This is a genomic window from Geovibrio thiophilus, assembly GCF_004087915.1.
In the GTDB taxonomy this organism is placed as follows: Bacteria; Chrysiogenota; Deferribacteres; order Deferribacterales; family Geovibrionaceae; genus Geovibrio; species Geovibrio thiophilus.
This window is the reverse complement of record NZ_CP035108.1, coordinates 299,316-317,235: the sequence shown is the minus strand read 5'-3', so window position 1 is coordinate 317,235 and position 17,920 is coordinate 299,316. Positions and strand designations below refer to the sequence as shown.

Genomic DNA, 17,920 nt, shown 5'->3' with positions numbered 1-17,920 from the left:
AACATGACAGTCTGTATCCCCTCTAGTTTTTCGGTTTAAAGAAAATTGAGGGTACTGTGTCTCCGGAGGTAAGAGTGTTACCGTTGGAGTCTTTAGCTGAATCGGGCATACCTACAGCGGTTCTCTGTGCTGTGGGATATTTCGCGCTGATCTCTTCAACTGTGCCGAAGTCAAGCGCTCTCTGCGGGCAGGCTGCCACGCACGAAGGAGCAAGACCGTCGTCAAGCCTGTCCCAGCAGAAGGTACATTTCTGCACGGGGTGAGCAACTGCCCAGCTTGCTTTCTTAACAGGTTCGGACTTGTCGTCTCCGAACTGAGGAGCGCCGTAAGGGCACGCAACAGCGCAGGAACGGATGTTCTGGCACTTGTCACGGTCTACTATGACTATGCCGTCCTCTTTTCTTTTATAGATCGCTCCCACGGGGCAGGCCGCAGTACATGCGGGGTTTGCGCAATGGTTGCAGGCAAGCACTAGATTAAAAACCTTTACATCAGGGAAAGCGCCGCTTTCCGTAACACTTAAGTTTCTCCAGCTTGCCTTGCCGGGTTTAACGTCGTTCCAGTCTTTGCAGGCAACAACGCAGGCGTGGCAGCCCATACATCTATTCTGGTCAAAGTAAAATGCCATCTGTTTAGCCATGATTCAATCCTCCCTACGCCTTTTCGATTTTGACACGAGTGTCGTTTGCAGAAGTCATGCCTTTGCAGATTCTGGACGGTCTTGCGGTAACAACAGTGTTGGCGCAGCCGCCCACATCAATTCCGGATGAGTTTTTCTTAAACCATGCACCCTGACCAATATGAATAATGGTAGGGCGAACTCGGTTAGTAACAATAACGGAAGCATACATTTTGCCTCTGTCGTTACTGATAAGAACTCTGTCGCCGGTCTGGACACCGATGCTGACAGCATCCGACGGGCTCATCCATATGGATTCATAAACACCGTCGTCCCATACTCCCTCTGTCCAGTCACGTTCAGGATCAAGGAAAGCGGCGTTGCCGTCTGCGTCCTGTTTGTAGCACTCGTTCAGATACGCAATGTTGTTCAGGGTAGAGTGTGATCTGTACATCATGTGCCATGTGTGAAGAGTATAGGTATACCCTTTAGCTTTAAGACCGAGCGGGTCGTCATGGCACATTTCATCTGTGGCATTAGTTATATCCACCGCATGTTTACCTTCAACAGCAGGAATATACATGGGGATCGGATAAAGGTATCTTCTCCCTGTGCTGCTTCCTGTTCCTGCGGTGTAAATCTCTCCGAGATTATAGAGAGTCGCCGCTCCGCCGGAGTCAGTGGTTGAAGTATCTATATTGTCGTGATGCCTTGCTTCATAATCCTCAACCATATTGCCGCAGAAAGCCTCAAATTTGCCTGATGCGCTGTTGAGAGGGCTGGCAACGGGATCGTTACGGAAGGCGAGGTGTGTTATTTTATAGCTTGAAGCATCATAAGTGCCGTGAAGGGTCGCGATTCCCTGTTCAACCCACTCATCGTAAGTCATTCCGTATTTTGTAGTGAGGTTCGCAGCTTCCCAACCGGCTTGAAGTCTGGCTTCCATGCCTTCCTGCCCTGCGGGGTAACCGTCAAGGAACTGCGCCTGAACGCCGAGTTTTTCAGCTATACCTGCCATTATGGAATATTCATCCATAACTTCTCCGGGAATATCATGAACTTTGTTCACTCGCAGAACACCTTCGGTGGAAGTCAGTGCGCCGGGCTTTTCTCCCTGCATTGTCGCGGGAAGTATATAGTCAGAAATAGAAGCTGAAGCAGTCATGAAATGATCAAGCGTCACAATCATCTCACATTTGGTTCTGTCTGAGAAAATTTCCCAGTTGTAGTTAACATCGCCCGACTGGTTAACCATGATGTTGCCGCCGGGAGCAAATATAATCTTACCGAAGCCTTCATGGATTGCTTTAACCTGCCCGTCGTTCCATCTTGATTTGCCTGTTCCCGCGTTATCCACCGCATCTGGAATCACAAATACAGGCATGTTATACCTCTGTGCAGTGGGTACATAGTCAAGAGATGTAACCTTGGACGGATCGTAAAGATCAGTGAGAACCACACTGTTTGAATTAGAGAGAAGCTGGCTCGGAGCAGAAACCGAAGTATTGCTCACGGGGTAGCCTGAACCTCTTCCTTCCGCACCGAAATTTTTGGTCACAACAGAAAGAACTCTGTGCAGCCAAATCGCCTGTTCAGATTCCGTATGCCTCTGGTATCCGCCGCCGATGAAAGTGTTTACTCTTTCATTCAGATACATTTCTGCAAATTCACGGATTTTCGCAGCGGGAACACCCGTAATTTTCTCAGCCCATTCGGGAGTTTTGGCATCCTGTCCCCAAATGCGGACAGCCTTGCCGTAAAGATCATCATCAGTATTTACGTTGTAGCCGATGGAATCCGGATAAATCGAAAGTCCTGAATTGAAACCCTGATCCACGAGATATGTGTCATCACCCATGATAAAGGCGGAGAGTGAGCCTCCGTCAGGAACAGTGTAAGCGGCGTTTGCAGCACGACCGGTCACAAATGTGTTGCCTGTGTCGAAGAATCCGTACATGTAAGTTGTGATGAAAGGCACGTCAAGAGAAGTAAGGTGATTCTTCAGCAGATGATAAAGCATTGCCATAATAAGCGCAGCATCCGTGCAGGGCATTATACTGATATATTCGTCTGCAAGCAGAGCCGATGTTTTGGAAACACGGGTGTCTACGAAGGTGAAGGGTACACCGCGCTCCTTAATCTGGGTAAGATAATAGCTTGCGTTGCATGCCTGTATCATTTCGCTGGGGTTAAATCCCCACATAACAACCCTGTCCGATCTCAAGGCATCCTGATAAGAGTTACCGCTGGGCAGATAATTTGATTTACCTTCCACAAAAGGCGCCACATGTTCAAGGGCAGGGAAACTGTAATCGGTATAGTAGTAAGTATAACCGCCGAGAATATTCAGAAGCCTGTGCAGGGAGTTTCTCGCCCAGCCAGTCTGGTCTCCGGAAGAATAGATCGAATGTATGCCTTTTGCTCCGTATCTGCCAATTACATTCTGCATTTTTGCGGAGATTTCAGTGAATGCCTGTTCCCATGAGATTCTCACGAAACCGTTGACATCGCCTCTTTCACCTGTTTGTTTCAGAGGGTAAAGGATACGGTCGTTGCGGTAGAACCACTGTTTTCTTGAGTGGCAGCGAACGCATGAACGATACTGCGGATTGTCGCCCTCGGAAATGCTTTTGTCCTCACGTTCGTCAGTGGTGATTCTTTTTACCACACCGTCTTTGACGTAGTATTTGCTCACGCAGCGTCCGCCGCAGTTGTGAGGAGTTCCGCCCATAATTGTGGTTTCCGTGATTGCAGGAGGCGTGAGACGGTTTTCCTCGTCCTCTTCCATGTATGTTTTGCCGCCGTCACCGGAACCGCCGCAGCCGTATACAGCAGCGGTGGCGCCCACTGCGCTCACTCCCTTAAGGAAGTCTCGGCGGGTTACCTGATTAAGTTTATCTTTAAGACTCATAATATCCTCCTAACATCTAGTACGCATTAGGCGCGTGCGCCGTTTTGTGGCATACAAAGCATGAATTGTCCTGCACAGGGTAGTGGCAGTTGTTGCAGTGTCTGTTCAGGCTGGCTCCGGAGCCGCCCCAGCCCGGTCTGTGGCTGGAAGGGGGAGTCACGCTGTGACACTCTATGCAGCTGTCTTCCTTATGGCAGGTCGTACAGGAGCTTCTGTCCCATCTCGCCTCAAGTCCGTGACCCCTCTTCGTCCATGAAGGGGTATGGCTTCTCGGCGATACTTCCTGATGGCACTGGATACAGCTCACCTGATCGGTATGGCACTCAAGGCATTCCTGCTTGTTCACTCTGCTTGCCGAGCCGTGTCTGTCCATCCATGAAATATCGTGACTGGAGGGTTTATTCGATTCCACGGCAAAGGCATACACAGCAACAAGCAGCATAGCCATTACCATAGAGAGTACAGTTATCTTCGCTTTCATAAATCTCCTCCCTAAAAAATGATGTTAGCCCACAGCTCTGCCGTGTAGTTCTTGTCAAGGCTCGTATCAACATCATCATAGAACTCCGTATCCTCCATGCTCAGATCCGCCATAAGGCTGAGGATCTTCGTCGGCTGATACTGACCGCCTATGTAGTAGCTTCTTACAGAGTCCTTCCTTCTGTCGTTTATGTAGTCATACTCATAACGGCTGAAGGACGTGCCTGCCCATACGTCCATAGTGCGTCCGACCTTCTGGCTGACCTGAACTCCGTACTGAAGACGCTCGTTGTCGTCTGAGTCGGGGGTGTTCTTTACATCCCAGTAGTCTACGCTGAACGATACATATGTGTTCTCGGAGGGGAGTCCGTAAATGTCGAATTTACCCTTGATTCTGGAATAATCACGGTTGTCGAAGTTCTCCGTGCCGCTCACTGCCTTGGTCTCATAGGTGAGTCCAGCGGCGAAGTTCTTAAGGAATGCCTGATATACGCCCGCTTCGTACTTGCTGTACTTGCTCTCCGCGAGAAGGGTATTCGTCAGGGGGTTCACCACGTATGAGTTCTCATAGTCGACCTCATCAGTAAGACCTTCATATTTCAGCGTGAGGATAGTTCCCGTGGAGACTATCTCATAGGTGCCTTCGGCGTTAACTGTAGCCGCGTCATTCAGAAGAGTGTAGGCGAGAACAAGGTTACCGTTAGGGATAGCCTGATCGAGCCTGAACTTGGTGTAGTCGTCATCTATGTCCGTTACATCGAGACGGACATACTCTGCTCCTACCTTGGTCTGCTCCATCACCTTAACATTGATTCCGCCGCCGAACAGCGTGTCGTCATCAACATCATAGTAGTAGCTCACGGGTTTGCCCCCGAAAGCGTATACCTCTACCATCTCGCCGAGCTTCACTGAAGCGTCCGCTCCGTCAAGCTGGAAGGTGTTCTGATGGGAAAGATAGAAGCGTCCCACATTCAGGACTGTGTTCTTGATTACGCCGTCAAACTGAGCGTAGCCGTTGTACAGTCTCGGAGCCCAGTCATCGTAGCCGAGCTGGGTGTCAAGAGCGTCACGGTGATAATAGTAGTAGTTATCTCCCCAGCTCTTCTTGTGGTCTCCGTCAATATCATCCGCAGCTCTTCTTGTGGTCTCCGTCAATATCATCCGCGAATCTGGCGAACGCGGCGAATCTCACCGTTCCGTCACCGAGCTTCACTGCGTCCGTGTGGACACGGAGATACTGGTAGAAATCCTGATCGTCTGCGTAGTCGTTCGTACGCAGTCTGTAGCGGGACGTCAGCGTAAGGTAGATCTTGGTGTCCTCTGTAAGACCTATACCCTCGTAGCTCTCCTTGAACTGTCCGGGAGAGACCTGCTGCGTCCGGCTGTCCGGCGTGTTTGAAGCGCCGTTCTCAAATGCTTCCGCCTTCATTGCCGTAACTGACAATAAAAAACAGAAGGAAATGCACATAATCAGATAGCGCATACTTCCTCCAGAAATTGAATAAATTAACACCGTAAACGATGTTCTAAACAGAATAGACTTTTTGAGAAATGAAGTAACAGTGAATAACCTGTAAAAAAGCGGGTATTAAACGGGTAACATAACTATAAACAATTACCCTATTAACAATAATTTATATTAGCATGAAATAAATACTCAATACTAAGATTTAAGCTCTGCTAAACTTAGTCTTAATCATCATGAACATACGGATGCAGTGTTTCCGGCAACGGAATATATTTACATAAACAAGCATTCGGGTTATTATTTCCGCCTTAAAATAACTTCGGGGAACGCCTGCTGTGAGTACAAACATAAATAACGAAATATCGAAAAGACGCACATTCGCCATCATCTCCCACCCTGATGCGGGTAAAACCACTCTGACAGAGAAACTGCTCCTTTACGGCGGTGCTCTGGAGCTTGCTGGTTCGGTCACTGCAAAGAAGAAGCAGCGTGAAACCTCCTCCGACTGGATGGAGCTTGAGAAAAAACGCGGAATCTCCATATCCTCAACTGTTCTTCAGTTTGAGTACAGCGGCTACCAGTTCAACCTGCTGGACACCCCCGGTCACAAGGATTTCTCCGAGGACACTTACCGAGTTCTTCTGGCGGTTGACGCTGCCATAATGGTAATAGACGCCGGTAAGGGTATCGAAAACCAGACACTTAAGCTTTTTGAAGTGTGCAGGAAACGGGGCGTGCCTATATTCACCTTCATGAACAAGCTGGACAGACCCGCCAAATCACCGCTTGAGCTGATTGATCAGGTCGAAAAAGAGCTGAATATACAGACCTTCCCCGTGAACTGGCCTCTGGAAAGCGGTCCGTTTTTCAAAGGGGTTTACGATCGTGTTAAGAAGCAGGTTCACATGTTTGAGAAGGTTCCGGGCGGCGCTTACAAGGCTCCGGTCTCCGTGCACGATTTCTCTGACGACAGCGTGAAGGAGAAACTCAGCGAAAAGGCATACGAAGAGATAGCGGAAGAACTTGAGATGCTGGAATTTGCCCACAATGGGCTTGATATAGATGAAGTGCTCTCAGGAAAAACCACACCCGTTTTCTTCGGCAGCGCCGCCAATAACTTCGGCGTGGAGCTTCTTTTGAAAGGCTTCCTTGAGTATTCCGGCGAACCCGTGTCCAGAAACGCGAACGGAACTCCTGTTCCTCTGGATAAACCGGGCTTCACAGGCTTCGTTTTCAAGATACAGACCAACATGAACCCTAAGCACAGAGATCGGGTAGTTTTCATCCGTGCCTGCTCCGGTAAATTTACGAGAGACATGACCGCCTACAACACCCGCACCGGACGTGAGGTGCGTCTCTCCAACTCGCAAAGTGTCTTCGGGCAGGAGAGGGAGATCAGGGAGGAGGGCTACGCGGGAGACATCATCGGCTTCATCACCAACGCAGACCTTCGTATAGGTGATACCCTCACCACTGATCCTAAAATTGTTTACAATGAAATCCCCCGCTTCGCTCCCGAAGTATTCGCCTATATGGAAAGCAACACTGTATCCAACTATAAGGCTTTCAGGAAGGGTGTAGACCACCTGCTGGCGGAAGACCTTGTGCAGTCTTTCGAGCTCGCCGGCTCCACAAGCGCTACACCGCTTCTTGGCGCTGTCGGTCCTCTTCAGTTTGAGGTTCTTCAGTACAGGATGAAGGATGAATACGGCGTGGACGCAGTACTGGTTTCAAAACCATGGACTGTTCTGCGCTGGGTTGATCCCGCCGTTTCCGTTGATGAGTTGAAAAAGGTTGTGCCGTACGACTGCGCACACGGCAAGGACGATAAGGACAGGCTTGTCATCCTCTTCCCCAACGGCTGGACGATGCGCTATTTCATGGAAAAAAATAAGGAAATAATACTCCACGAATCACCGGTAACCGGGGATTAGATTTTTTGCAGGACAAGGCATTGCAGGCGAATGAGATTGCTTCACTTCGTTCGCAATGACAAAAAACTTCAAAAGCGGAAAGGTATACAACTCCATGGACGGAACCGCGCCGTGCGAAGCGAAGGACGGTTTACCCGTCCGCGAGCGTGTGAGCGGGAACTGCATGGATGCAGGTTTCAGCGAACTATCAGGAAGATAGACATACCGTTCCTGAACTATATATCAGTGTGACCAGTACGGTTCCATGGACGGAACCGCGCCGTGCGAAGCGAAGGACGGTTTACCCGTCCGCGAGCGTGTGAGCGGGAACTGCATGGATGCAGGTTTCAGCGAACTATCAGGAAGATAGACATACCGTTCCTGAACTATATATCAGTGTGACCAGTACGGTTCCATGGACGGAACCGCGCCGCGCGAAGCGAAGGACGGTTTACCCGTCCGCGAGCGTGTGAGCGGGAACTGCATGGATGCAGGTTTCAGCGAACTATCAGGAAGATAGACATACCGTTCCTGAACTATATATCAGTGTGACCAGTACGGTTCCATGGACGGAACCGCGCCGTGCGAAGCGAAGGACGGTTTACCCGTCCGCGAGCGTGTGAGCGGGAACTGCATGGATGCAGGTTTCAGCGAACTATCAGGAAGATAGACATACCGTTCCTGAACTATATATCAGTCCGGGCTTTCAAACATATTTATCGGATGGTTCGGCGCGTGCTTGCCGTGGATGATAATATCCGTCATATAATCAAGATTAACACTCATTTCCGTGAACACCGCCGCCGCCTTCTCATCCTGTCTTTTTCCGAACAGCTCGCCGGAAAGCCTTATAAGCTCCTCCCTGTTGTTCGCCCAGACCATTAAACCCTGATCTATCTGATATTTATCATAATGACTGATGAAGCTTCTGGTGGATATTGTCGGTGTGCCGAAGTAGCAAGCTTCGGTATTCAGCGTGCCGCCACCGCCGATGAACAGCCCCGCAAATGCGAGAAGGTGCTGGATTATTATTTTTTCTTCTATAACGTACGCATCAGGAAATTCATTCTTAAGGTGGTCGCTCTCGTATCTTGGGATAAAGATCACGTTTGCGCCCGTGATCTTCTTAACTTCCATAATACCTTCGTAGAGAAAGGGGTATTTCCTGCTCACGTAGCTTGACTTATACTCTTCCTCACGCACTACTATATAAGGTTTTTCAGGGTCTATGCCGTACTTGGAGAAGATCGTGCGCACATAACCGAAGTCTGCCTTAAAATCCTTCAGCCAGATAAGCGGGTCAATGAAGTTATATTCGTATATCTGCTCCGGCTCCAGCGAGAAGCGCACAAATATATCATCCGGCACCACGAAGGGCTTAAACACCTTCTCGGAGAGCGGAAGTGTGAGCCTTGCCTGCGGCAGCGCCTTTTTGAAGTTCGCCGAATGATCGGAAAGGGGAATATCATAAAAATTTATGATCGGTATGCCGAGTCCGAATGCTACCCTGTTGGCATCCACGCTGCAAAGACAGACAAGTTTGCTCGCACCGTAGATGGAAACATACTCCATGAGCGCCTTTTGGCGTTCTATGGATGCGGAAAGCTTGTCCGCCAGCCTTTCGCCGCCGAAAACGCCTCTGTCAACATAGTCCATTTTATAAAGCTTAAGGAGATCCACAATCTCGGAATAGCCCTCTCCCTGACGGGTGGTAATCAGCACATTCCTGCCCTTTGCCTTTATGCTGTCGATGATAGGCTTGAAGAAGAGAACGCTTTTCGGAGTTATGAGGTCAAACCAGATCATATTATCCCCTTTTCCTCATATTCGCTGTACCACCACGGACGTATTGGGAGAACATCCTTTTCGCTGAATATGTAGCCGAATTTGCCCGAGTATTTGATCATACCCACAGCGGGAATATGCGGTTTGGTCACTTCCATTTTATTGGCGCAGGTGTATAAACAGTCTGAATGGCAGGCCTTGTTTCTGATAAGATGCAGAACCTCCAAAGCTTTTGAAGATTCAAGCAGCGCATCCATCGAGCCCGCCTCCCGGAGATTGCCCATATGAAGTTTCTTCAGCCAGAGCAGACAGGGGTAAATGTTTCCGTAAGGATCTATGTCGATATTTCTGGAACCCATATAGCAGTTGAACTCCACCTTTTTGCCCTCAAAAAATGCCTTCTGGAGGAAATATTTGCTGGCGTAACGCCCAGTGTCGTAGCCTATTGCCACAAGCTGGCGGTCGATCTCAGCCAGCTCTTCATCAGTCCAGATGAAGCTTTCACGGCTGAGATCCTCCTTGGTGAGGTTATCCGTGGCGTTGCGGTAGCGTTCGGGATTGTAGCGCCCGTAACCGATATAAAGCCCCACACCAAGTTTTTTCGCGAAGCCGTATACCCACTCAATGAGATGATAGTTTTCTTTATAGATAGTGAACTGAAGCCTCAGCACCACACCCTTGATTTTACTGAGGCGCTGCACTGTCTCCACTGACTTGGCGAATGCGTCCTTGTGGAGACGCATCTTTTTGTTGGTCTCCTCGTCACCGTCCAGAGAAATATCCAGACGGTATATAGGGATACGTTTCAGCACATATTCAGAGACTTCCTCATGCCTGTCAGGAAACCAGCCGGTTATGGGAGAATCAATTACCACATCCTTATGGTGAGCGTAAAGGGAATCAACCGCAGTGAAATACGTGTCGCTGAGATGCGGTTCGCCTCCGGTGATGTGCACTTTCTTAAGATCAAGATACTTTGACGAAAAAACCGAATCAAGCTCGTTTCGGTTGAGTTCCCTGTCCCTTTTGTCCTCAAGCCGCCATATGGAGCAGTAGCGGCAGGGACCGGGGCAGTATTCCGTCAGAGTGTACGATATATCTTCTATTCTGTAATTCATCTATATACCGAGGCGTTTTTTCAGCCCGTCCTTCATTTTTTCCAGAGAGCGGGCATTGATCTCTTCATCAAGCATTGCACGTGCCGCTTTCTTAAGGCGTATCTGCTCGTCCCTGATCCTCATAACTTCGGGCTCGGCGCTTTTCAGCAGCTCCGCAAGCTCCGGCGGGAATGGTAAAAAATTCTCTATGAGCTCAAACGGGGCGGCAAAAAGAATCGCCGCCGCATATCTTATTTCATCAGAAAAATAAGGCTCAAACTCCGCCCGCTTTTCTATCATCTTAGTCACTATCTCTTTCTGCAAAGTCTCATGCGCCGGATGCCCGTGGTGCAGGAGGCTTCCTGTGGGTCTGTTTCCGCCGATTATGAAGTTTTTCGCGAAAAGGTTTTTCCCGTGGCGCCTGTAGTTAACCTTTGCCCTGTCAAAGAGCAAGCTGCCGCCTAAAAGGTTTGCGAAATGGGCGATATAATAATCAGCGCAGACACGGAAGGCATCGGTATTTTCCGTTTTTATCAGCCTGAGCAGATCCGTCCTGAACATCATGGCGCTTGTGGTGCTCCAGCTCCATGTGGGCGTATGGATCACTCTCGGTGGAAGATAGGTTATCTCCTCCGGCGCTATGAAGTCCGGATGGAAGCTGCTGAGAATCGCGGAGCTTTCCGAAACCTGCCTGTTGCGAAGGCAGGTGAAGCCCGCGGGAGGGCTGCGGAACAGGTGGAGGTATATATGCGCCGAAACCGCATCCAAATCCAGAAAATCATCAGCGTCCACGAAGACGGTAAACTCACCCTTTGCTCTCTCAAGCCCTGAGAAGAAAGCGGCAAGCTGACCCTTGTTTTCGTGGTGAAGAACTATCTCCGCCCTGTCCGAATATTCCTCTATGATCCGCCTGCTGCCGTCGGAGGAGCAGTCATCGGTTATAATAAGCTGAATGAGCGGATAATCCTGATTAAGGCAGGAATCCACACACTCACGAAGATATTTTTCATAGTTAAAGCTGGTGACAATGACTGAGACCAGCGGCATTTCAGCGCTGCCGATGGAGAGATTTTCATCCGTGTGAGCCTGAACAGCGGCTATAGCTTTATCAGTCAATTTTCCTCTCCCTGAATATGCGTTTTAACTCCCTGTCGGTTTTGATTTTCCCGAGAAGCGGCATATCCATGCAGTACCAGAGTATCCGGCGGTAGAGCTTCAGAAGCTCCTTATCCATGTATTCACGGGTGCGGAATTCAGACGAAAGGTTCCAGCCGTTCTTGAGGAATGTTCCGCTTATCCCCGCTTTTTTCAGTGCTTCGTCCTTGAGGCTGTTCCGCCTGCGCAGAAGCGTGTATTTGAAGTCCTCGGAATGCTCTTTACCGTAGTAGCCGTTGCCGCCGTGCAGACGGTACAGCGTAAGTTTTTTATCAATGTACAGCGACTTGGCGAGAAATGCCGCCTGAAAAACTATGGTGTCGTCAGCCTGAATGCGCCAGTCCTCTTCATTCACAGGGAAGATTTTCTCCGCAAGCTTTCTTGAGACAGAAAGTGTTGAGGTCACGTTGCCCGGGTATTTTGAGAGATAATAGACAGGGAATATATTCCACCCGCAGTAAGGATAGCGCTTGAGACCGTCCCCGCACTCTCTGCCGTTCCCATCCACAGCCTGATGGTCGGTATAGATGTATTCAGCGCCTTCCATGTGCGCCTTTGCAGTCTCCTCAAGCTTGGTCGGGGCGTACATATCGTCACTGTCCAGAAAGCACAACACCTCGCCGGAGGACGCTTTCACTCCTGCGTTGAAGGCGCTTGCCTGTCCGCCGTTCGCTTTGAACACCGGAGATATGCGTGAATCCTCAGCAGCAAGTTTTTCCGCAATTATGCGTGAATCATCCGCAGAGCCGTCATCTACTATGATAAGCTCGAAATCGCTGAACGATTGGCTAAGAACGGAGCGCACCGCATCCTCAAGATACCTGCCGTAATTATAATTATTCAGAATCACCGAAATAAACGGTCTGCCGCTCATTTTATATCCTTCAGCAGCGCCCTGAGGGAAACCTTCGGGAAGGAGTCAAGCATTGTCCTCTCCGAAGCGTTGTAAACCCTGAAATCGCCGCCTGTTATGTTCTCTCTCACATAGTCAAAAAATGCTTTCTGCTTTTCCAGCTCGGGGAAAGTCCATTTCTCCCCTTTTTTGCGGTAGTCCGGATGAAAGTGGTTGCGTTCACCCGCGCTCTCTATCACTGCTCCTGTGCTCCCCTCCGGCACAGTGAAGCAGAAATCCATGCCTATAAAGTAAACTTTCTTAAATCCCATGTATTTGGCGAATTGAAGCTGGGAAGCCGTAACGCTGTATCCGCCGGCAACGCCGTGAACCACATCACAGGAAAAAAGCATGTCCGCATAGCCGTAAGCAAAGGTATCCTCGTCCGTCCTGAGCTTTTCCAGCACTCCGTATTCAAAAAACTTACTGCATTTTAATGAGTTTATCACATCACGGCAGTTCTCCGCCACGAGATAATCCTCAACAAAGTAGTAAGCGGGGCGCCACTTTGTCTGCTCATATATGAGATATATTTTATTGGAAGCAAAGCATACTTCATCTTTGAGCATACCAAGAGCCTCAGCAGTAAGGCTTGGTCCGTTACCTATTATGAAGCATCTTTCCCCTTTGTGTTTATCTTTTAGCGAGAGGAGTCCGGCAGTATTCCTTGCGGGGTCAAAGCCTTCGGGCATAAGCTGTGACGCGGTGATCACTGGAATAAACACTCCCGAGCGGTTATGGATATTACCCTTCTGCCCGCGTCCGGTGATCAGTGCGGCGAAACGGTTCTGAGTTTTAAGGAACTCCGCCCAGCCTATGATTTTGAATCCCCTGAACTCCCCTTCCGCAAAATCGTCAACTATGCAGGCGATGGGATACCCCGCCTCATCTGCCCAGCGGAGTGCGTTTTCCGCGGCTCTTCCTGTTCCGAAAACTGCGTACTCGGTCATGTCTGCCCTCTGTGAAGAGAGTACAGTGTTTCGGCAATCATTAAATCTTCTTCCGTTTTTATCACGTGAGCGGAGTATTTTTGCAGCGGAAAGCTTTTCACGACGCCGGAATAGGTTCCGCAGCCTCCGCTTTCGTATGCTTTTATATATGTTTCACGTTTCCAGCCCGTTATGCTCCACGCTATCTTTGAAACAGGCTTGAGATCCTGCGAGTTTTCCTTTCTATCAAATGTAAAATTAACCGGACTGCCGTCAAACAGGCATTCCAGAATTATTTCCTCAACACTCAGCAGTGTATCGCAGCCGCTTTCAGCGAGAAACTGTGTGAATCCGTTTATTTCCCCAGCGGAGAGAAGCGGCGCTATGGAATGAAGCTGCACAACGTAATCACACTGATGGTGAGTGAGAAATTCGTAAACAAAGTCCTCGCTGGTGGCGGCGTTGTCCGCCAGCTTCTCCGGTCTTTTGTGGAACAGTGCTCCTTCGCTTAAGGCAAGTCTGCCGAGTTCATCACTCTCCGTATTTGCCCACACCTCATCAAATACTCCTGCGGCAAGAGCCTTGCGTACCGCAAGGGCAAACAGCGGCACACCGTTTATTGTGCGGAGGTTTTTCTGTCTCAGCCTCTGGCTCCCGAGTCTGGCGGGTATCATGCAGATTACTTTCATAAACCAAGCCTTCCGTTGTGGGCTAAAACCGTGACTTTGTTCGGGGCGCTGCCTTTCTCAAGCCTGTAGGTTCCTCCGGCAGCTTTCACCAGACCGAGCCCCGCCGCCACGTCCCATATGCCTATATCTGTTTCAAAATAAGCGTCCAGCCTACCTTCCGCCACATAAGCTAGAGAAAGCGCCGCACTGCCTATGAACCTTATCTTTTTAAACCGCCTCAAGAACGCTATGTCTTTCAGCATTTCTTCATCGGAATAATCTCTATACACAGAGAATCCTGAAGCGACAGCGGCTTGACAGGCAGAATCAGCATCACTGCAATGTATCTTCCCGCCGTCTGCGAAGCATCCGCCGCCTGTTCCGGCATAATACAGTGTGTCCCTGAAAATGTCATACACATACGATACCTGCGGCGCACCGCCTTTCCACAGGGAAACGGAAACAGCCGCATGGGGCAGCCCTCTGTGAAAATTATATGATCCGTCCAGCGGATCGAGTATCCAGAATGAGCCCTGCACCGATGTATAATCCGGCTGTTCCCCCTCTTCTGAGAGAACAGAAAGCCCTGTAAAGTCCGTAAGGAACAGGCTCAGCTTTTCATGTAGCTCCATATCCGCCTTAAGCTTTATATCCCTGCCCGAATCTGACAGACATTCGCTGCCCGCCGCCAGAGCTTCCCTGCCTGCGCTCCGTATGAAGCTTCCGGCGCGCCTTTCGTCAAACACCTCTGCACCAGTTCAGGAGAGCTCTCAGCGCCGCTTCGCCCATTGCCCTCACAGCCTCTTCGGAGTTGCCGCCTATGTGCGGCGTGCAGACCACGTTTTCCATCCCGCAGAGCTCCTCATCATAAAACGGCTCTGTATCGTAAACATCAAAACAGGCTCCGCCGAGGCGTTTTTCCTTTAACGCTGTCTTCACCGCATCCGTGTCAACCACGCCGCCGCGGGAAGTGTTTATCAAAAGGGCATACGGCTTCATAAGCCGCAATGCCTGCTCGTTTATCATATGCTCTGTTTCCGCCGTCAGCGGCACATGGAGGGTTATTATGTCAGCATTGCGGAAAATCTCCTTCTTTGAGGCTGGCTGCGCGCCGTTTGCCGCGCAGAAGTCATCAATCGGGAGTATGTCATTGCAGAGAATCCTGCACCCGAAAGGCTTAAGCAGCATCACGACTTCACGCCCGATGTTCCCCGTGCCTATCATCCCCACTGTTTTGCCGGAGAGCTCACACCCGCCGTTTTTTACCCAATCTCCGCCGCGCATTCTCAAGGATGAGGCAAAAATATTGCGCATATGCCCCAGCATGAACCCCAGCACAAGCTCCGCCACGGAACGCCTGTTTACGCCCTCCGCTCCGAAAACCCGTACGCCGTGTTCCGCGCATGCGGCAAGGTCTATATTATCAAGCCCCACGCCGTACTTGGCGACTGCCTTAAGCTTCGGCAGGGCGGCAAGAGTTTTTTCGTTTATTTTATCCAGACCGACGATCAGCGCCGTACAGTCTCTGTAAATCTCTGTCAGTTCATCAAATGTCAGTCTGCGTCCGAATGGGTTGAATATAACCCCGCCGGACATCTCCTCCGCTTTTCTGCGGAGGAAATCATTTTTGCTGAAAGCTACAGTTGTAACGCCTATCTCAGTGGGCATCACATACACCTGAGTTTCTGTATATCCTGTCCACAAGTTCCATAACGCCCAGCGCCTCGTCTATGCTGCCGTGCTTAAGGGGAGCACTCTCCGTGACTGCGCTTATAAAGTCCTCAAGTTCAAGCTTCCACGAATCGTCATACTCAAACCATGTGGTCTCCTCTTTGGGCTTGCCCATGGCGAAGGTGACATCCTCAAACTCCCTGCGTCCGGTGACAAGCTTTTCGGGCGCATAGCTGCGTGTTGCGGAGAGAATACCGTCCAGATTCACAAAACCGTCCTCAAGACATATCTCAAGCAGGAACTTATGCCGCCACTGAGTGGCAGAGGAGTGGAGCATGGCTGTTACGTTTTTATCGGTCTGCATTATGGCAAATGCGTTGTCCTCCGCCTCCACCTTCCAGTAAAGGCTGGTGACAAAGCTGTTTATCCTCGTGAACGGCTCGCCGGCGAAGTGAAGCATCAAGTCAAGCATGTGTATGCCCTGATCTATGAGGATTCCGCCGCCGCTGTATTTGCGGTAGTTGCGCCAGTTTTTGTCATAGTCTATGCTGCCCGCCTTGCCGTAAACACCGCGCATCCAGAGAATCCGCCCGTAGCTGCCGGAATCTATGATCTCCTTCGCTTTTATGACAGAATAGTGAAAACGGTGGTTAAATCCGTATTTCAGCACGAGACCGGAGCTTTTCGCAACCTCCTCCACCTCTTTCAGTTCAGAATAGGTTGTCGCCGGAGGTTTTTCGCAGAAAACATGCTTTCCGGCAAGCAGCGCCTTTTTGGTGTATTCCGCTGTCACGTTATTGTAGGTGCAGATGAAAACCGAGTCTATATCCTGCTCCAGCAGGCGATCGAAATTATCACAGATGTGCACGTCCGCCGGGAGAATATTTTTATCTATATCATAAACGGCGGTGAGGTTTATCACCGGACTTTTCGCTATCTCAGCCGCCCTTATTCTGCCCATTTTGCCGAATCCTGCCATGCCCGCTTTTATCATCACTACTCCAGAGTATACTTTGTGGATGCCCCTTCCTTTGTTGCCACAAAGTAGGAATAAATTATATGATCGAGTATCATGTGCATGTCTTCCACAAGCCCGTATTCGCCTTTTTCAGTCTGTACGTGAAAATTTATGTCGGAGAGTTCTCTGAGCTTTCCGCCGTCAAACCCTGTGCAGCCTATTATTCTTGTCCCGGTCTTTTTGGCGTATTCGGCTGCCTTTACTATGTTCGGGGAATTGCCGCTGGCGGAGATGGCTACCAGCACATCTCCTTTTTTAAGGCGGTTTTTTAGCTGGGCGTAGAATATGTTGTCGTAGCCCACATCATTTGAAATAGCCGTAACCGCCGGAATATTATCGGAAAGGCAGATGACGCTGAAATTTTTTATGCCCCTGAGCTTCAGCCCCACGCCTAGATCCGTTGCAAAATGAGAAGCTGTGGCGGCGCTCCCGCCGTTGCCCATGAAATAGACGGTGTTTTCAAAGGGGTCGAGCTCTTCAAGGAGTTCAATTATTCTGTTAACCGCTTCCGTATCAGTATTTTCCAGAAGGGCGGTCAGTTTTTTTATATAGCTTTCTGCGTAGTTTCTGTTCATTTCAGCTCCTTTTCGGCATGTTATTTATAGCAGAAATGAACCATTTCACGCTTGGCGCAGTTGTAGTATCTCTGCAAATCCGCATCTATGTCCAGAAAATCGGGCATTATAAGCTCCTCCACCTTGAAGCCGGCTCTTGTGAGAGAAACAGAAATATCCCTTCCGTACATGCGCACATGTTGAGCCTGACCGTAAAGCCTCATCCGTTCCTCCGGCGATGTGATAGAGGGGTCGTACTGCGTGACCACCCCATCTATAGGAACATGAATATACGCCATTCCGCCTTCCTCCAGAACCCTGTAAAGCTCACTCATAGCCTTGGCATCATTGTGAATATGCTCCAAGACATTGCTGCAGTAGATAAAATCGAAAGAATTGTCCGCAAAGGGAAGATCCGTCAAGTCAACGTTATAATCCACATTCTTCTTAAGCAGGTCAGCTGTTATATAGTTTTTCCCCAGCATGGGGCGCAGCTTCGCCTCAAGTCCCTTTTCAGGAGCGACATGGAGCATACGTGTATTTTCTTTGAGTATCTCTGCCTTCTCTATATACATCCAGAAGTGGCGTGTTCGCTCAAAAGAGGCGCACACAGGACAAAGTCTTCCTTCCGGCTCTTTTCGGTAAACTCCATCGCCTACAAGACGGTTCAGCGGCAACCACTCGCTTACGCACGAATCGCATACGGGGCAGAAGCCGCCCTCCTTACAAGCTTTATCACCAGTCATCTATACACCTCAAA

General features: G+C 49.8%; 17 protein-coding genes. 1 reads left to right on the top strand and 16 read right to left on the bottom strand.

The genetic code is table 11. The features are described from left to right. Positions 1–22: 22 nt before the first annotated feature. Genes EP073_RS01445 through EP073_RS13950 form a run of 5 tightly spaced genes read right to left on the bottom strand, consistent with a single transcriptional unit; the run spans position 23 to position 5,493 of the window. Positions 23–640: a 4Fe-4S dicluster domain-containing protein gene (locus EP073_RS01445; protein WP_128465398.1), complete on the bottom strand. Its 618-nt coding sequence runs from the start codon at positions 638–640 to the stop codon at positions 23–25. Positions 641–653: 13 nt separating this feature from the next. After that, entirely contained in the window at positions 654–3,530 is a 2,877-nt protein-coding gene (locus EP073_RS01440; RefSeq protein ID WP_128465397.1) for a molybdopterin-dependent oxidoreductase, read from the bottom strand. 16 nt (positions 3,531–3,546) lie between these two features. Continuing rightward, positions 3,547–4,011 carry a hypothetical protein gene (locus tag EP073_RS01435; RefSeq protein ID WP_128465396.1) on the bottom strand — a complete coding sequence of 155 codons (465 nt, stop codon included), beginning with the start codon at positions 4,009–4,011 and terminating at the stop codon, positions 3,547–3,549. 11 nt (positions 4,012–4,022) lie between these two features. Further along, complete coding sequence (locus EP073_RS01430) at positions 4,023–5,165, bottom strand: hypothetical protein (RefSeq protein WP_241654025.1); 1,143 nt, start codon at positions 5,163–5,165, stop codon at positions 4,023–4,025. Further along, positions 5,134–5,493, bottom strand: a complete 360-nt coding sequence (locus EP073_RS13950) for a hypothetical protein (protein WP_241654024.1) — start codon at positions 5,491–5,493, stop codon at positions 5,134–5,136. Before EP073_RS13950 ends, EP073_RS01430 begins: the two co-directional genes overlap by 32 nt. 320 nt (positions 5,494–5,813) lie before the next feature. On the opposite strand from EP073_RS13950, the gene EP073_RS01425 reads away from it, so the two are divergent. Then, entirely contained in the window at positions 5,814–7,412 is a 1,599-nt protein-coding gene (locus tag EP073_RS01425) for a peptide chain release factor 3 (protein WP_206617484.1), read from the top strand. Positions 7,413–8,084: 672 nt separating this feature from the next. On the opposite strand, the gene EP073_RS01420 is transcribed toward EP073_RS01425, so the two are convergent. From EP073_RS01420 to EP073_RS01370, 11 genes are read right to left on the bottom strand one after another with little or no spacing between them, the layout of a single operon-like run. Continuing rightward, positions 8,085–9,197: a DUF354 domain-containing protein gene (locus EP073_RS01420; RefSeq protein ID WP_128465395.1), complete on the bottom strand. Its 1,113-nt coding sequence runs from the start codon at positions 9,195–9,197 to the stop codon at positions 8,085–8,087. Then, positions 9,194–10,294 (bottom strand): radical SAM protein, encoded by a 1,101-nt coding sequence (locus tag EP073_RS01415; protein WP_128465394.1) that lies wholly within the window; start codon positions 10,292–10,294, stop codon positions 9,194–9,196. Before EP073_RS01415 ends, EP073_RS01420 begins: the two co-directional genes overlap by 4 nt. Beyond that, the gene (locus EP073_RS01410; RefSeq protein WP_128465393.1) at positions 10,295–11,389 is read right to left on the bottom strand and encodes a glycosyltransferase family 2 protein; all 1,095 of its coding nucleotides are present in this window, start codon (positions 11,387–11,389) and stop codon (positions 10,295–10,297) included. After that, positions 11,382–12,302, bottom strand: coding sequence for a glycosyltransferase family 2 protein (locus tag EP073_RS01405; protein ID WP_128465392.1), 921 nt, complete (start codon positions 12,300–12,302; stop codon positions 11,382–11,384). The genes EP073_RS01410 and EP073_RS01405 overlap by 8 nt, the downstream gene beginning before the upstream one ends. Beyond that, complete coding sequence (locus EP073_RS01400; RefSeq protein ID WP_128465391.1) at positions 12,299–13,270, bottom strand: 6-hydroxymethylpterin diphosphokinase MptE-like protein; 972 nt, start codon at positions 13,268–13,270, stop codon at positions 12,299–12,301. Before EP073_RS01400 ends, EP073_RS01405 begins: the two co-directional genes overlap by 4 nt. Next, positions 13,267–13,938, bottom strand: a complete 672-nt coding sequence (locus EP073_RS01395; RefSeq protein WP_128465390.1) for an acylneuraminate cytidylyltransferase family protein — start codon at positions 13,936–13,938, stop codon at positions 13,267–13,269. The genes EP073_RS01400 and EP073_RS01395 overlap by 4 nt, the downstream gene beginning before the upstream one ends. Beyond that, the gene (locus tag EP073_RS01390; RefSeq protein ID WP_128465389.1) at positions 13,935–14,663 is read right to left on the bottom strand and encodes an inositol monophosphatase family protein; all 729 of its coding nucleotides are present in this window, start codon (positions 14,661–14,663) and stop codon (positions 13,935–13,937) included. The genes EP073_RS01395 and EP073_RS01390 overlap by 4 nt, the downstream gene beginning before the upstream one ends. Beyond that, positions 14,656–15,585 carry a phosphoglycerate dehydrogenase gene (locus EP073_RS01385; protein ID WP_128465388.1) on the bottom strand — a complete coding sequence of 310 codons (930 nt, stop codon included), beginning with the start codon at positions 15,583–15,585 and terminating at the stop codon, positions 14,656–14,658. Before EP073_RS01385 ends, EP073_RS01390 begins: the two co-directional genes overlap by 8 nt. Then, positions 15,575–16,582 (bottom strand): Gfo/Idh/MocA family protein, encoded by a 1,008-nt coding sequence (locus tag EP073_RS01380; protein WP_128465387.1) that lies wholly within the window; start codon positions 16,580–16,582, stop codon positions 15,575–15,577. The genes EP073_RS01385 and EP073_RS01380 overlap by 11 nt, the downstream gene beginning before the upstream one ends. A gap of 2 nt (positions 16,583–16,584) precedes the next feature. After that, positions 16,585–17,181 carry a D-sedoheptulose-7-phosphate isomerase gene (locus tag EP073_RS01375; protein WP_128465386.1) on the bottom strand — a complete coding sequence of 199 codons (597 nt, stop codon included), beginning with the start codon at positions 17,179–17,181 and terminating at the stop codon, positions 16,585–16,587. 20 nt (positions 17,182–17,201) lie between these two features. Next, positions 17,202–17,906: a class I SAM-dependent methyltransferase gene (locus tag EP073_RS01370; protein WP_128465385.1), complete on the bottom strand. Its 705-nt coding sequence runs from the start codon at positions 17,904–17,906 to the stop codon at positions 17,202–17,204. Positions 17,907–17,920: the final 14 nt, after the last annotated feature.

Coding starts and splice junctions, on each gene's coding strand:
- EP073_RS01380 (WP_128465387.1), bottom strand. CDS start 16,582: ATGATAAAAGCGGGCATGGCAGGATTCGGCAAAATGGGCAGAATAAGG.
- EP073_RS01435 (WP_128465396.1), bottom strand. CDS start 4,011: ATGAAAGCGAAGATAACTGTACTCTCTATGGTAATGGCTATGCTGCTT.
- EP073_RS01400 (WP_128465391.1), bottom strand. CDS start 13,270: ATGACCGAGTACGCAGTTTTCGGAACAGGAAGAGCCGCGGAAAACGCA.
- EP073_RS01375 (WP_128465386.1), bottom strand. CDS start 17,181: ATGAACAGAAACTACGCAGAAAGCTATATAAAAAAACTGACCGCCCTT.
- EP073_RS01385 (WP_128465388.1), bottom strand. CDS start 15,585: ATGCCCACTGAGATAGGCGTTACAACTGTAGCTTTCAGCAAAAATGAT.
- EP073_RS01395 (WP_128465390.1), bottom strand. CDS start 13,938: ATGAAAGTAATCTGCATGATACCCGCCAGACTCGGGAGCCAGAGGCTG.
- EP073_RS13950 (WP_241654024.1), bottom strand. CDS start 5,493: ATGCGCTATCTGATTATGTGCATTTCCTTCTGTTTTTTATTGTCAGTT.
- EP073_RS01445 (WP_128465398.1), bottom strand. CDS start 640: ATGGCTAAACAGATGGCATTTTACTTTGACCAGAATAGATGTATGGGC.
- EP073_RS01405 (WP_128465392.1), bottom strand. CDS start 12,302: ATGAGCGGCAGACCGTTTATTTCGGTGATTCTGAATAATTATAATTAC.
- EP073_RS01420 (WP_128465395.1), bottom strand. CDS start 9,197: ATGATCTGGTTTGACCTCATAACTCCGAAAAGCGTTCTCTTCTTCAAG.
- EP073_RS01415 (WP_128465394.1), bottom strand. CDS start 10,294: ATGAATTACAGAATAGAAGATATATCGTACACTCTGACGGAATACTGC.
- EP073_RS01440 (WP_128465397.1), bottom strand. CDS start 3,530: ATGAGTCTTAAAGATAAACTTAATCAGGTAACCCGCCGAGACTTCCTT.
- EP073_RS01370 (WP_128465385.1), bottom strand. CDS start 17,906: ATGACTGGTGATAAAGCTTGTAAGGAGGGCGGCTTCTGCCCCGTATGC.